Below are 15620 nucleotides of genomic sequence, written 5' to 3'. Positions count from 1 at the left end.
ATGACTAATAACGTAATTTTGTCGCTTAATAACGTCACCACCAAATTCAGCACTGATGAGGGTGATATCACTGCACTTAGCGGCGTTAGCTTTGATGTTATTGCTGGGCGTACCCTTGGTATTGTTGGTGAGTCTGGCTGTGGTAAGAGTATTACAGCGGCATCGATTATGAACCTTCTTCCTCAACCATACGGTAAAGTGACCGATGGCGAGATCATCTTTGATGGTCGCGATATCACTAAGCTTAACGAATCAGAGCGCTGCGCACTGCGTGGGCATGACATATCGATGATCTTCCAAGATCCAATGACCGCACTCAATCCTGTAGTGCGTGTTGGTAAGCAAATCGAAGAAGTTTACGAGCTACACAGTGATAAATATCTTGATGCGGCGAGCCGTCGTCAAGCCGCGCTTAACATGTTTAAAATGGTTGGTATCTCTGAGCCTGAGAAGCGCTTAGATGTGTACCCACATGAACTGTCTGGCGGTATGCGCCAGCGCGTAATGATTGCAATGGCACTGGCATGTGAGCCAAAGGTTCTTATTGCAGATGAGCCAACCACAGCACTCGACGTTACCATCCAGGCCCAGATATTGGATCTAATGAAGCGTATGCAAAAAGAGCTGGGAATGGCGATTGTGTTCATTACCCATGACTTGGGCGTTGTGGCTGAAATTTGTGATGACGTTGCAGTGATGTACGCAGGCAACGTAGTAGAGCAGGGGGATGTCTACCAGATCTTTGGGAAACCAACCCATCCCTATACACAAGGTTTATTGGCTTCTATGCCAACTGTATCTACGGTTCCAAAAGCGCAACTTGTTACCATTGAGGGTAGCGTTCCACAATTGAAAGATATGCCAAATGGCTGTCGTTTCGTTAACCGCTGCCCTAAGGCGATGGAAGCGTGTCACGAAACCAACCCCAAGCCTGCGCTAGTTGAAACTGGCCATGCCGTATCTTGTCTCGTTGTTGAAGAGGTTCTGTAATGACGCAGGCGACTCCTTTATTAAAAATCGAAAACCTGAAACAGCACTTTTTGGTATCCAATAAGCTGTTTCAGGAGAAGAAATACGTATATGCCGTTGATGGTGTGTCTTTTGATCTTTATCCAGGCCAAACCATTGGTTTAGTGGGTGAATCAGGTTGTGGTAAGAGCACGGTAGGCCGTACCTTACTCAAGCTTTATGAACCGACTGCGGGTAAAATCTATTTTGAGGGGCGTGATATCACGAACCTCAAAAACCGTGACATGATCTCTTTGCGTAAAGAGATGCAGATTATTTTGCAAGACCCCCTTGAGAGTTTGAACCAGCGTCATACCGTTGGTGAGATATTAAAAGAACCGTTTGTGGTTCATGGCATTGGTAGCGCGCAAGAGCGTGATCAATGGGTTGCTGAGTTGTTAGTTAAAGTTGGCTTACGCCCAGACGCCGCATCTCGTTTTCCCCATGAATTCTCGGGTGGCCAGCGCCAACGTATCGGTATTGCCCGCGCGATCGCGCTAAAACCTAAGCTTATCGTATGTGATGAATCAGTATCTGCGTTAGACGTATCGGTACAGGCTCAGATTGTAAACCTACTACTCGACTTGCAAAGAGAGATGAATATCGCACTGATATTTATTGCCCATGATTTGTCGGTAGTAAGACATGTTTCAGACACTATTGCGGTTATGTATTTAGGCAAATTTGTAGAAGTAGGGGATGCGGAGCAGGTGTTTAATCACCCAAAACATCCTTATACCGAAGCCTTGATTTCAGCAATACCTCAGCCCGACCCATGGGCTAAAAAAGACAGAATTATTCTAAAGGGTGATATTCCATCACCAATGAATCCACCGGCAGGCTGCGCCTTTTCTACAAGATGCCGTCACGCAGAAAAGTTATGTCCAGAGCGCTCACCGTGTTTAAGCGATGATGAACATAAAGTTGCTTGCCACTTAATAAAACCGTAAACAGGATGTAACAATGAAAAAAACCGTGTTTGGCCTCAGTCTCGTAGCTGTTGCCACAGGACTGGTTGGTTGTGGGCCCAAGGATCAGCCCTATGATACAGTCGACCGTTCCCCGTATGAGTTGTCAGTCGCAGACTTGAATCAATTATCGACTAAGACATTCTTATATCGCCGCATGATGGGTGAAACGCCACGTTATCTTACCGCGCTTAGGGGTAAGGTGCCGGATGACGTCAAGTTGGTAAAACTCATTACCACTGAGAATGGCATCCAAGTAGTTCAATTTGATGATGATGTTGTTAGCGCTGACACTAAAGGGCGCTTTGATACCGAAAACAACTATCGTCCAATTCTTACTATTGGTGGTAAATACGTTGATTATAAGTGTTCAGAAGACAGCTATGATAAATGTACCAATAAAGAGCAAGTTGACAGCAGCGCGGCTAAGACATGGGATCAAAAGCGTTATTTCGTGCCTGATTTCTCAAACGTAACCGTTTCTGAAAAAGACATCAATGACCTATTTGGTACAAGTTGTGCAGTGAAAACTGAGAGCTCAACCTTGACTCAGGTTCCTGAGCAAGACTGGAAAGGCTACCTTCTCGACCTTAAGAATGGCGTGATCAACTTTGAGCTGAGCTCTATCTATTCTGTACCGAGTAAACACTGTATTCCTAAGTTTACTTCTGATTGGGATTTCGACAAGCTGAGCTTCCAAACAACAGAATACTTCTCACTGGTTGAGCGCGATAAAGTTGTATCGAAAGACTATAAAGTCGTTCCATATCAACATGCAGACGATCTAACTTACGGTATGTTCCATAGTAATCGTTCTTTCCGCGATGAGAACTACGTAGATGGTCAAGATGGATATAGCCGTTCTTATTTAAACCGCTTTAACCCAAATAAAGATCAGATTACTTACTATCTTTCAAATAACTTCTGGAACAAAGATAACGCAATCTTCTTAGCAGCAGCTAAAGAAGCGGAAGCGGTTATCAATGTTCAGAATGAAATGTATAAGACTGGCCTGCCTCATATCAACTTTAAACAAGCTAAAGAGAAGCGTTACGGTGATTTACGTTATAGCTACTTGCGTTTGTATGATCAACCTCTAGATAACGGTCTACTTGGTGTTGCTAACTATAGTAACGATCCCCTTACTGGTGAGATCATCAGTGGTGGCTTTAACCAATTTAGTGCTAACTTCTTAGGTAATGCGGCATTTACCTACAATAGCTTTGTTCGTCAATATAACCTAGGTCGTCTAAACCCAGAAGCAATTAAAGATGCAGTTGGTGTTGATTACCCGAACAAAGATATGCAGCAAACTAAGCTGGAAGGCATAACCGACTATGCACACCTTAGTCAAGATGGTGCCTTGCTAACAAGAACTGCGGCGCGTCAAGCACCACAAGATATTGAGCATGCAACAGAGCAAGCGGGTAAGTACGTAAGTCAAGAGCAACGTGCTAAAGAAGCAGATCAAAAAGCGGAACGTGCGCTGCAATCTGGTGGCTATCCAATGCTACAAGAGACCATGCAGCAAATGACTGAGCGCAAGGCTGTGTCTTTCGCACACCTGCAACAGCTATCTGAAGATGTAAATGGTGACCTTAATTACCAATTAACTCCACAAGAAGCTATTGCTCAGGCTGACAAGGCTAGCGAGTTATATGATCAGCGCATGGCATTTAATGCTGAGCATAATATCATGACTGCGGATGCGGCGAACCTAGGGGCTAACTACGATGTTCTTCCTAAGGGCGTTAAGGGCTATCCGATCAACTGGAAGAACCCAGAGCTATGGGTTAATAATGCAGTTGGTGGCAAGCTTAAAAAGCTAAAACAGCTTCCTAAAGCACTGCGTCATGACATGATAATGAAGACTGCAGCGGCTGGTTTTGTGGGTACTATTATCCATGAATTCGGGCACAGTATTGGTCTGCGTCATAACTTTAAGGGTAGCTTAGATTATACTAACTTCTTTACAGCTGATGATATCGCCAAACAAACGGCGGCACTTGCTAAGTTAGGTTACAAGAATGTAAGCCTATCAACTGCAAGTACATCGCAGATGGAATACAACCAAGATATGTTCGGTATGGGCTTTGGTCCTTACGACTTAGCGACGCTACGTTTTGGTTATAGCCGTCAAGTACAAGCAAATACAGCGACCTACGCGAATTGGAACAATCCAGAGGATTGGTACTCTCTAGAAAAATACGACCAACAGCGTCGTGATGAGTGGGCTCAGGGCATTGAACACGGTGCAACCGATGCAGGCTCTTTGGCTATGCTACGCGATGATATCGGTGGTAACGAAAAGCTTATCAGCTATAAGTACTGTACTGATGGAAACCGTACTCTTAACAGTGACTGTAATATGTTTGATATGGGTTACAACAAAGAGCAGATCGCTCAGTACTATATCGAGCAGTATTTAGACCGCTATAAGATGCGTAACACGCGTGATGATCGTGCTAAGTTCTACGATACTAGCTACTCTGCCTATATTTCTGCTCGCAAGCGTGGTTTCAATACCTTACATGAGTTTATTGAAGATGCTGGCGGTTTAGAAGATAGAGTGGGTTGGGAAGCTGGCGTTTTAGACTCTATGTGTGCGCAAGACAATTCATCTTGGTTATGTGATGGCGTTGCTGCAAAAGATGCAACGGCGAAGTTCTTCTTACAGGTCGCAAGCCAGCCAGATTCAATAGTTAGTATTAACTTTAGATTGCCTGACGGTAAAATTGCATGGCCAAGCGGTGGCATGGAAGTGCACTTAAATTCATTGCTAGGCAACTATGCCAAAATGGATAAGTCTTATCTTACCGATGCTGAAAAACTAAAACCAGGTCAGGTACTGACTCAGTACTCTGATGCACCTAAAGTGTTTGATGAATTAGCTATCCAGAGTGCAATTAAAGCTGAGTATCAGGATAAATATCGTCAATTTACACCTGTGGTTAAGGTAATTGGTCGTCAGCTAAACAGCGCACAAGCAACGGTTAAAGATCCACAACATCCGTACAGCAACGAAGTTGATTTGTTGGGTGTATGGCCTGACCGACTACTTGCAGTACAGCAGTTAGTAACTCGCCATACTCACCGTGATACTAGCGGTCTGACATCTCAAGCCTTGGTTGATTATGCGCCTATCAACAAGCTGTTCAAAGATATGCTATGTCGTATGACAATGGCAAATAATGAAGATGATAAGTTCCAGCCTTATATGGTGAAGATGATTGCGGACACTGAAAAGCCTTGTGATGACTATGCAACGCCAACGCCTACCGGATTACCTTGGGCAGGCGTATCTAGTGTTGATGATTTCTATACCTCATACACAGATATGGTTAATCAGAACATCGAAGCACTTACTCCAGATTTAACCCGTGCAACCCTAGGCTTTGGTTTTGACCGTGACTTTGGTGAAATCAAAGGTAAGACTAACCTGTTGCATGCAATGCTAAATCAAGTGGCGTTGTATTCAACTGATAGTGATACCGCTAGTCAAGAAAAAGCACGCGTACTTCGTGAGTTTGTGGGCATCCACCAAAAAGCGGATTATGTGGCTGCGGGTAGCATGCAAGTCATAAACCTTAATACGAAGACACCGGATAAGGTTACGATTGATCCAGTATCAATTCGCGGCAAACAGTACATTGTTACTGATGAGAACGTGCTTGCTAAGAGTTTGATGCAAGAAATTGCTATGCTGAAACAGTATACACCTGACGTTATCGCGAAGTTGTATCCAGATGCAAAAGATGCAAAAGATGCAAAAGCCTATAATGATATAAGAGCGAACTTAGTATACGTAGCCGGTCAACGTATTAAACGTGACCAAAAAGCATTGGAACAGCTTCCAGTACTTTAAGTTAACGTAGAGTTACTATCATAAATTCAAAGCCGCTTTCGAGCGGCTTTTTTCTTTCTATTGAAATAGCCATTTAACTTCTCTTCTCTATGTGCACGTGGACAACGAAACTGGGTTTTCTATCTGCTCAAAACTGAAAACATATTTACCCCTCCGTGATGGTTGTCACACATTGCGCTATATTTTTTATATGTGAGTTTTTCATTGTATAACCGCTTTCAAATACAGTTTTTACAGTTTACGTCGAAAGACCGCACATTAGGGTGGGGACTAACACTATTTTTGAATGCTTAACTCGATTTTGAGTGGCGAATGTAGAGTTAGAAATCATCGTAAGATAATGAAAAAACAAGAAGATATTTTCAGGTAGTGACTCCTGTTAAGGAATCCACTGTGATTCACACTTTATTTGGTAATGCCGTTTTGCCAAACAAAGTATGATTAAAACGCCTCTTTTTGCATAAGAAGCGCATCGGTGGCCATTACTGTGGCAAGTTTAATTAGGAACGAAATATGAAAAAAAGTCTGTTGCATTGCAGCTTACTCCTAGCTTCCGTTAGCCTATTTGGTTGTGGGCCGGGTGATGAGTCGTATGACACGGTTGCCAAAGACCCTGACATGCTAAAAAGTGCCGATATTGAGCAAACAGTGAAAGAGGCAGATGGCAGTGTCCATGCGCGCCGCTATCTTTATCTGCGTACGATTCGTAAAGCGCCACGTTACTTCGCCTCTATGGGAAGCAATACTTGGTTTAATGACACCAAACTTGTCACTCTACATCGTTCTGAAAATGGGATTGAAGTACTGCAAGAAGACAAAGGTGCCATTGGCGCAGGTCAAGAGTACTCGCCATTTGATAACCCAGAAAACCTGCGTCCATTACTGACCATTAATGGTGATTACGTAGATTATAAGTGCGCCACTGACAGCTACGATAAGTGTACTAACCAAGAACAAGAAAACACCGATGCTGATGTTAAGTGGGATCAGAAGAAGTATTTTGTTCCTGATCTAAGAGATATCACAGTTAAAGATACAGGTTACAATGATTTAGATATGAATCGTTGTTTAACTGAAGCGGGTGCTCCGCGCCTAGTAAACCGTACCGAAACATCAGAAAACGATAAAAAAGTTACTTGGAACGGCCATGAAGTCGACCTTAAAAACGGTATAATTAACCTTGAGATTGCTCAAGATTATACCGTGAGTACTTCAGCAGGTTGTGAAGATTTTGCTCCTCAATCTAACCTAGATGACTACTCACTAACGGTAACAAGCTTTGTTTCTATTGTTGCTCTTGATGCGCCAGTTACAGATGGTGCTAAGCGTACAGGAACGCTAGTTTCTAAGAACTACACACCTGTTCCGTATGCAGAGCAAGAAACGACAACCTTTGGTTTCTTCACCACCACTATCGACCACCTAGATACCTTCTATCAAGCTAATCAAGATAGTGCGTTCCGTCGTTACCTAAATCGTTGGAACCCGAAAAAAGCCAAGCTAAATTATTACCTGTCTAACAACTTCTATGAGCCAAAAAATGCCCCTTATCTAGCGGCAGCGACTCAAAGTATCGATTTAATCAATGCTGAAAACGAAGTGTTTAAAACAGGTGTACCTAAGATTGAATTAGCCCCTGCGGGTAATCGTCAATCCGGTGACTTGCGTTACGCTATTATCGAGCTTGCCGATGAGCCGTTGGCAAATGGTCTATTGGGTTATGCACCGACTGCAACTAACCCACTAACGGGTGAAACCATATCAGCGGTTGTTAACCAATACAGTGGTAATGCGATTAACTCTGTACCTTACTATTGGGAAGCTATCCGTCGTTCATTCAATCACGGTAAATACTCTCAGCAGCAAATTGATACTCAAGTTTCGCACTCGGTTTCTTATACGCCTACTGACGATAAAATCAGTGAACCAGATGCAGAAAACCTTGTTTCACCTATAGCGGATGGTTCTACTTCATATGCGCAACGCGTGCATACCGCGAAGGTGATGGCGGGTGAAAATGAGAAACTTCCGGCATCTGAGCTTAAGAACATTGTTCAGCATAAGACTGCAAACAGCATCTATCAAGATCGTGAAGATGGTGAAAAAGTATCTCTAACCAAAATTGCGAAACAGTCACGAGAAGATCTCTATAACTTGGGTCGCAATAATATGCTAAGTACCCAAGCTTTAGAGCATACTGTGTTTGGTAATGGTGATTACCGTACGCTACCAACGGGTGTACGTGAACTACCTGGTGAGGCGGCAAACAAATACCGCATCGACTGGAGTAAAGACAGCTATTATAGCGACGCTAACCATAAACAATTGAAGCATTTTGGTAATTTAAGCGTTGCTGATCAACAAGATATCAAAGTGAAGCTTTCTGCTGCAATCTTTGCAAGTACCATTTCTCACGAAATGGGGCATAGCCTCGGTTTGCGCCATAACTTCAAAGGCAGTATGGATGCAGAAAACTTTAACTTCAATACACAAGAAATTGCGAAACTGAAGCATAAACTAACGGCAATGGGTTACCCTGATATCAATCCACGCTCTAACTCTAGTAGCCGCATGGAATACAGTGTTGATGCGTATACTACAGGCTACGGCCCGTATGATATTGCTGCCTTGCGTTTTGGTTATGCACGTCAAATGGAGCTGTCGCAGGGCACTCTAACCAATATGGTGAGTGGCACAACAACCTTATCTGACACTCCTATTGTCGATGGTAAATACGTTTCACTAAAACAGCGCGATACTGAGCGCCGAGCGGAAATCGCTGATCTTATTGGTCAGGGTGAAGCGCGTGGTCAATACTCACGTGGTGTAGCAGATGCAACGTTAATTGCTCAAACCAAAGCGTATCAATTCTGTACTGATGAAAATACCTTCTTAGGCAATACCTGTAACCGTTTTGATGCTGGCTTTACTGCATCTCAGGTTAGCCACAATATTATTGAAGGCTATAAAGATTTATATACCTACAATAATACCCGTGACGGTAAAGACTTCTTTGGTATCAATTACCTAACGTATTATACCATTTCAAGAATGAACACCTTCGAAAGCCTGCATAGCTTTATTGATGATTCTCAATATCTGCTTGCTACTGGTGAATCGGGTCTAACGGTTAAGAACCAAAATACAGTTGATAAGGTTATCAAAGAGTGTCGCACTCAAGACCCTCTAACGGGTAAATATGACGCGGCAGATATCCCATCTGTAATATCGTTCTACGGTGATGCGAAGACAGGTGGCATAGTATGTGACTTGGTCAAAAGTGCAGACAACGGCCGTCAATTCTTGCTTGGTAACGCGTTGGAACCTGCAGGGCGCATGCTACACCTTGTATTTGTAAAACAAAGCGGTGATATCAAGCTGTTAGATGTGCCTTATGGTATGGTTAGAGATGCGTATATTAGTGACAATGATTCATTGGGCCTAGAAGCTGGTGAGGTAATACTGGATTCAGATTCTCACCCTGTAATCTTACGTAAACTGGCTGAATATGCTGCAAGTAGTATGGTCCCAGGCTCTCATCTAGTTGCTGAAGACTGGACGGGTAGCAAACCTGATGGTTCTACTATTACGGGTAAAGTTCGTTTGACTGGACACCCACTTAACAGCTTATCGGGTGATACTAAAGATCCTAACCACCCTTATGTTAATGACCGTGATGTGCTTGGTGTATGGCCAGACAAATTGCTCTCAGTACGTACCTTGCTTTCTCGTGTAACCACGCAAATGCAAGATTCAAGTACCACAGCTTCTCTTGCTGACAGTGCATTTGCCGGTGAAGTACTCAAAATGGGTATCTGCCGTCAAGCACTAGGTGGTGCTTATGGTACGGACGAAAAAAAGGCTACCTCTGAGTGTTTCCAAGCAGTGAGTAATGGCATCTACCTAGGTGGACAATACAACACCGATCCAGATGCTTTGGCGGCGAAGACCTCAATTACTAATGCATATGACGAGCAAAATGTGACGTTCTCACCGTTGGCGGATTGGGCTGATATTAATATCGAAACTATCCCTACCTCAGGTTACCCAGTAGCCGCTTATTTTGATTTGCCAATGGCAGGTAAAGTAAGCCTATTAAGAGCGATGTTGAATCAATTTGTGCTAGGTTCAATCACAAACAATACCGGTCCTAACCTCAAAGCGGTTTCAAAGGAATACCGTGAGTTTGCGAGTGTGTATAGCGAAGATGCGGTATACGCTTATCAATCACCGATTGTGTGGGATTTCGATGGCGATAGGAGTACGATTCAAGCTGGTCAAGCTAACCTAGCTAAGTTGTTAAAGCATGACCCATCAGCTAAGAGCATGGTGGTGCATTTACCTGGTTCTCACAATCGATTCTGGGTTAAAGAAAACAACCGTTTGGCACTTATCGTTATGAACGCATATGTTAATCCGATAATTGCTAACGTGACTGCTAAAGATCAAGCAAGCAAAGATGAAGCTGAGACGAACACTAAGCGTTTGGCTAAAATCCTAGAGATGATGCCGCAAACCAACCGTAATGCAGAGCTAGAGAATTACTCTCTACTTACAAACTTCTAATCTAGATTAGATTGCAACGATAAAGCGACGCCTTAATGGTGTCGCTTTTTTTTGGGTTGGGTTTTATGTAGACTCAGGCTACGATATTAAAAATATAAGAGCGCGACCGTGACGCACAAAGTACCGACCAATATTATTACTGGTTTTCTTGGAACAGGAAAAACCACCGCCATCCTAAATTTACTAAAGAATAAGCCTGCCGGAGAGAACTGGGCGGTGCTGGTGAATGAATTTGGAGAGATAGGCATCGATGGTGCTTTGATGTCAGAGCAAGGAGCGATGATCAAAGAAGTTCCCGGCGGCTGTATGTGTTGCACTGCTGGTGTGCCGATGAGCGTTGGTATTAATCTGCTATTACGCCAAAAACCAGACCGGTTACTGATTGAGCCAACAGGGCTTGGACACCCTAAACAGGTGATGGCGACACTGACATCAAAGCAATATCAGCCCTATATTGAGCTACGCTCAACCTTGACCCTGACTGACGCTCGCTATTTTTCTAATCCAAAATATACCAGCAACGATAACTTTCAACAGCAATTGGCAGTTGCGGATATTATTATTGCCAATAAAACCGAGCTTGCTTCTACCGCGCAAACTGCGGCTATGCAAGCGTGGTTGGCAACTCAAGATTACAGCGATAGAGTGATTGCAACGACCCGTGGCGAGTTTGATTTGCAGTTGCTAGATGAGGTAGTAAAGCCACATGTTGAACTTGAAATAGCGTTTCATCACCATGAACATGCTGCATTAGAGCCTCAGTTTGCTATACCGCCGAATCAATCCTTTGTACGTAAAGAAAATAAGGGGCAGGGATACTTCAGTTGTGGTTGGTTATTTGGACCCGAGTTCGAGTTTCCCTTTGATGATATTTTCTCTCTGTTTTCAGACCTTACCGCTGAGCGTATCAAAGCGGTAATTAATACCGATAAAGGGTGTTTTGCCTTTAATGTTGCAGATGGGGTAGTGTCAGTAAATGAAATGAGCCTAGATGGCTTTGAGTCGCGTATGGAAATCATCGATACACAATTGATGCCATGGGATCAGCTAGAGCAAATTTTATTAAATATTTCGACTACCAACTGATCTGAACATTATGCTTTATTGAGGTAATTGAGCGACTTATAGGTTAGTCGCTCTTTACCAATAGCCGGTCTAACATGGGTGTAGATAACAATCTGCGCAGTATCCCAAAGATATAGGTAGGCTTGGTGACATAGTAACGAGCCTTAGGATTGTCACTATTGAGAATGTGTACAACCTTGTCAGTGACCGCATCAGCTGACAGAGTAAACTTGTTAGACGATGAGGTTTTACTAAGGCGCTGTATGGTATTTTGATAGCTACTTTTATGGCGAGAGTTATCAATATCAATGGTTTTTTGAAACATCTTTAGGGCATTTTGCCTAAACTTACTCTCAATTGGACCCGGCTCAATCAGGCACACACTGATATTGGTATCCATTAGTTCGAGGCGTAAGGTATCGGTATAGCCTTCAATCGCAAACTTACTGCTGTTATAAGCGCCACGGTATTTCATCGCCACCAATCCGAGCACAGAACTATTTTGGATGATCTTACCGTCGCCCTGCTTTAGCATTATCGGAATAATGGCTTTTGTTAGGCGATGCCAACCGAAGAAATTGGTTTCAAATTGCGCTCGTAACGCATCAGTAGGCAGGTCTTCTAGTGCGCCACACTGCCCGTAAGCCGCATTATTGAATAATACGTCAATCCGTCCATTTCCCGATTGTAAGCTGTGTTGTATCGCGTTTGATATTGACGATTCTATAGTGACATCTAACACTATACTATTAAGTCCTTGCAGCTTAAGCCTATGCACGTCAATGGGGTCGCGACAGGTCGCGATGACGTTGTAACCTGCTTCATGCAAAGTCTTGGCCGTATGATAGCCAATTCCACTACTGCAACCTGTGATTAATATTGTTTCTCGCATCTATGACTTAAACCTCCACTGTTTTAATGGAGATATCCTAACACCACCGAACGTACAAAAGACACAGCTATACATCCCAAAAAGGTTAGTAGTGATGCCTAACCGCTGATGAAGTGATTAAAGTCTTTAATTATTTCACGCGCCCCTTGCTGGATATCGCGTATTGGGTCGCCAGAGATAAATTGCCACATCTCTTCACCAAAGAAGATGCACAGGATAAGAAATAAGATAATTGCAGGATAGAGTAGGCGGCGTAGCATGGTTCTTCCTCCATGAAGAAAGGCGTACTATCGCTTAAATATAGGCTATCTGAATAAAAAACACCTCTGATCACTGGTACCAGAGGTGTTGTGGGGGGGGTATTAGCGTTTGTTGCGCAGATAGCGCTTACGGCGTTCTTCTTTTTTCTTCACTTTGAGTTCTTCTCTAAGGGCCGTTTCTTTCTCAACCTCAATTAGCTCTTTGGTAATCATTTCAGGAAGCTCTAAGGTTACTTGACCTAGGGTTCCTTGACGTAATTCATGCAGAAGAATCTCCGAAGCCTTATGCAGGTCAATACGTCCGCCAGCGCGCAGCGCGCCACGTTTTCTGCCGATCTCTTCCATCAGCTCAACTTCTGTTTCAGGTAGTTGTTCTATCTGATAACGTTCTTTTAGACGCTCAGGATAGTATTGAGCAAGGTATTCAACGGTATAGAAAGCAACCTCATCGTATTCCATCGCGGTGTCTTTAATAGCCCCTGTTGCGGCTAAGCGAAAACCGCTGTGCGGGTTTTCAACCTTAGGCCATAGTATTCCAGGGGTATCAGACAGCACCACCCCATTTTGCAGGTTAATACGCTGCTGGCGACGAGTTACCGCGGGCTGGTTGCCTGTTTGAGCAATGGTACGCCCCGCGAGGCAGTTGATGATAGTAGACTTCCCAACATTAGGGATACCCATAATCATAGTGCGAATATTTTTACCCATAGCTTCACGATGCGGAGCCAATTTACGACACAGCTCCATGATTTTATGAACTTCCTGAGTATTTTCAGTTGTGACCGCCATCGCTTTCACCCCTTGCTCTTTCTCATAATGCTCAATCCACATTTCAGTGAGTTCAGGATCTGCAAGGTCGCGCTTATTCAATACCTTAATACAAGGCTTCTCACCGCGTAATTCAGCAATCATCGGGTTCTCAGAAGAGTAGGGAATACGAGCATCCAACACCTCGATAATCACATCGATCTGAGGGACGACCTCTTCTATTTCCTTGCGAGCCTTATGCATGTGACCCGGAAACCACTGAATTTTATTGTTAACCATTTGAAAAGTTTACCTTTTGTTTCTTGTGCTGACGTAGTGGGGCATCAGGTGGGGTATCAAAACTTCAACTAAGAAAGCGATGTTTTGTTCCTGAGCGCTATTGTTTAACGGCAGAATAAGTAGATATGGGGATTTTAACACTTTATGGAGAAAGGGCGAGTTTTCTGCTTAGGGTTAAGGGTAATCATTTACTGTTTTAAATGAACATAACTTATTGACCCAATATTTGCCCCTTACAGTGTTGGTTCTAATATATAACCAAAAGTTAGCTTACTTATGAGCGCCTAAGAATTATTATGCAGCTAACATCTACCTGTACATAGATACGGATATGCGCATGCGGCGTATTGGGTTTGTGGATTATACTTCTGAGTATGTCTATACCATTATCTCTATTTGGTAACAGAATTTAATATATAAGTTAGTGCAAGGAATATTGTTATGCAGCGCAAATTGTTAACCTTGATCATGGCGACCGGTTTAAGTTTTAATGCCATGGCAGCAAATGATACATTGGTCATTGCAACCTCTAGTACGGTTCAAACAGTGAACCCACACTTGGCAACGGTGACACAAGATTACAGCATAGCTAATGCCTTGTATGAAAGCTTATTTCGTTTTGACAAAGATATGAATATCGTTCCTGATCTTGCTCTTGATTATACTATCTCGGACGAAGGTAAGGTTTATACTATCAATCTGCGTCAGCAGGTTAAGTTTACTGATGGCACTCCTTTTAATGCGCAAGCGGTAAAATTCAACTTTGAATACGAGATTCAAAACAAACTCAAACACGCCTCTTTGCTGTCGAGCGTGAAGTCTATTGAAGCGGTATCTGATGATACCTTAGTGATCACCCTTAATCAGGGCTCGAATAATTTCATCAACAACCTAGCGCACCCAAGCCAAGGGATTATTAGCCCTAAAGCGCTAGAGAAATATGGCAAAGATATCAATAAGCTATCCGCTGGTACTGGTCGATACCAACTTGCTGCATGGCAACACGGTTCAAAGGTAACCCTCAAAGCTAATCCCAATTATTGGGGTGGCGAGCCGAGTATAAAGCAAGTTGAATTCAGAACGGTACCAGAAGCAGGCTCTCGCTTAGCAATGCTAAAAAGTGGCCAAGCGCAGGTCATGTTACAGCTGCCAAATACCCAAAAACCGGTCGTAGTGGCGGACAATAAATTAACCGTCGTATCAACGCCGTCGACTATTGCAAGTTATTATGGATTTAACGTCAAAAACCCTATTCTTGGCAAGGTAAAGGTACGTCGTGCATTAAGCTATGCTATCGACCGTGACGCCTACATCAAGGTTATTTATGGGGGAGAGGCGAATAAAATGCACTCTATTATCCCAAGTAAAATTGAGACCTATCAGGCACAAACGCCATTTGATTATGATGTGGACAAAGCAAAACAATTGCTCAGTGAAGCGGGTTATCCAAATGGGTTCGATGTGCAGATTTGGTCAAAGAGTAATACGATTGATTCTCGCTCGGCTCAATTTATCCAACAGCAATTATCTTTGGTTGGGATAAAAGCTAAGATTGTTCAACGAGATGTGGCAAGCCATTATGCGGCTCTTGGAAACATAAATAACAGCGGTAATACGCCCGCGGTAATACTACAAGCGAGTTGGTCTGCATCTTCGGCAACTGCGGATTGGTCAATGAGACCTCTGTTCCAAACAGGCGCTGAGATCAATTTCACCTCATATAGCAATCCAAAACTGGATCAGCTATTTGAGCAGGGACAAATAACACTAGATAAGCAACAGAAAACAGACATCTATCAGCAGATCCAACATACAGTATGGGAAGACGCTGCGGCAGTTTGGTTAACAACGCCAAATCAATTGTTTGCTAAAGCAAAGGATGTGAAAGGCATTCGTCTATCGCCAGATGGTGCTGTGATTCTTTCTGAAGAATAGCCAAAAGAGCTGCT

Annotated in this window: 9 protein-coding genes; 6 read left to right on the top strand and 3 right to left on the bottom strand. The window is 43.3% G+C overall.

The annotated features are described in order from the left end of the window. From OCU28_RS14960 to OCU28_RS14940, 5 genes are all read left to right on the top strand, one after another. The gene (locus OCU28_RS14960) at positions 1-990 is read left to right on the top strand and encodes an ABC transporter ATP-binding protein (RefSeq protein ID WP_261817690.1); all 990 of its coding nucleotides are present in this window, start codon (positions 1-3) and stop codon (positions 988-990) included. Next, positions 990-1958 carry an ABC transporter ATP-binding protein gene (locus OCU28_RS14955; protein ID WP_261817689.1) on the top strand — a complete coding sequence of 323 codons (969 nt, stop codon included), beginning with the start codon at positions 990-992 and terminating at the stop codon, positions 1956-1958. Before OCU28_RS14960 ends, OCU28_RS14955 begins: the two co-directional genes overlap by 1 nt. A 13-nt stretch (positions 1959-1971) precedes the next feature. Beyond that, positions 1972-5841 carry a zinc-dependent metalloprotease gene (locus OCU28_RS14950; RefSeq protein WP_261817688.1) on the top strand — a complete coding sequence of 1290 codons (3870 nt, stop codon included), beginning with the start codon at positions 1972-1974 and terminating at the stop codon, positions 5839-5841. A gap of 513 nt (positions 5842-6354) precedes the next feature. Continuing rightward, positions 6355-10407: a zinc-dependent metalloprotease gene (locus OCU28_RS14945; protein ID WP_261817687.1), complete on the top strand. Its 4053-nt coding sequence runs from the start codon at positions 6355-6357 to the stop codon at positions 10405-10407. A gap of 108 nt (positions 10408-10515) precedes the next feature. Beyond that, positions 10516-11493: a CobW family GTP-binding protein gene (locus OCU28_RS14940; RefSeq protein ID WP_261817686.1), complete on the top strand. Its 978-nt coding sequence runs from the start codon at positions 10516-10518 to the stop codon at positions 11491-11493. Positions 11494-11536: 43 nt separating this feature from the next. Here OCU28_RS14940 and OCU28_RS14935 read toward each other — a convergent pair whose 3' ends face one another. The 3 genes from OCU28_RS14935 to ylqF form a co-directional block, all read right to left on the bottom strand. Then, positions 11537-12364: an SDR family oxidoreductase gene (locus tag OCU28_RS14935; protein ID WP_261817685.1), complete on the bottom strand. Its 828-nt coding sequence runs from the start codon at positions 12362-12364 to the stop codon at positions 11537-11539. A gap of 98 nt (positions 12365-12462) precedes the next feature. Continuing rightward, positions 12463-12624 carry a hypothetical protein gene (locus OCU28_RS14930; RefSeq protein WP_261817684.1) on the bottom strand — a complete coding sequence of 54 codons (162 nt, stop codon included), beginning with the start codon at positions 12622-12624 and terminating at the stop codon, positions 12463-12465. A 102-nt stretch (positions 12625-12726) separates the two neighbouring features. Beyond that, positions 12727-13671, bottom strand: coding sequence for a ribosome biogenesis GTPase YlqF (ylqF, locus tag OCU28_RS14925; RefSeq protein WP_261817683.1), 945 nt, complete (start codon positions 13669-13671; stop codon positions 12727-12729). Between the two features lie 441 nt (positions 13672-14112). Between ylqF and OCU28_RS14920 the strand changes: the two genes are divergently transcribed. Beyond that, positions 14113-15606, top strand: coding sequence for an ABC transporter substrate-binding protein (locus OCU28_RS14920; RefSeq protein ID WP_261817682.1), 1494 nt, complete (start codon positions 14113-14115; stop codon positions 15604-15606). Positions 15607-15620 lie beyond the last annotated feature (14 nt).

It is taken from the genome of Vibrio gallicus (assembly GCF_024346875.1).
In the GTDB taxonomy this organism is placed as follows: domain Bacteria; phylum Pseudomonadota; class Gammaproteobacteria; order Enterobacterales; family Vibrionaceae; genus Vibrio; species Vibrio gallicus.
Note: the sequence above shows the minus strand (reverse complement) of the source record. Positions and strands in the feature narration are given on the sequence as shown.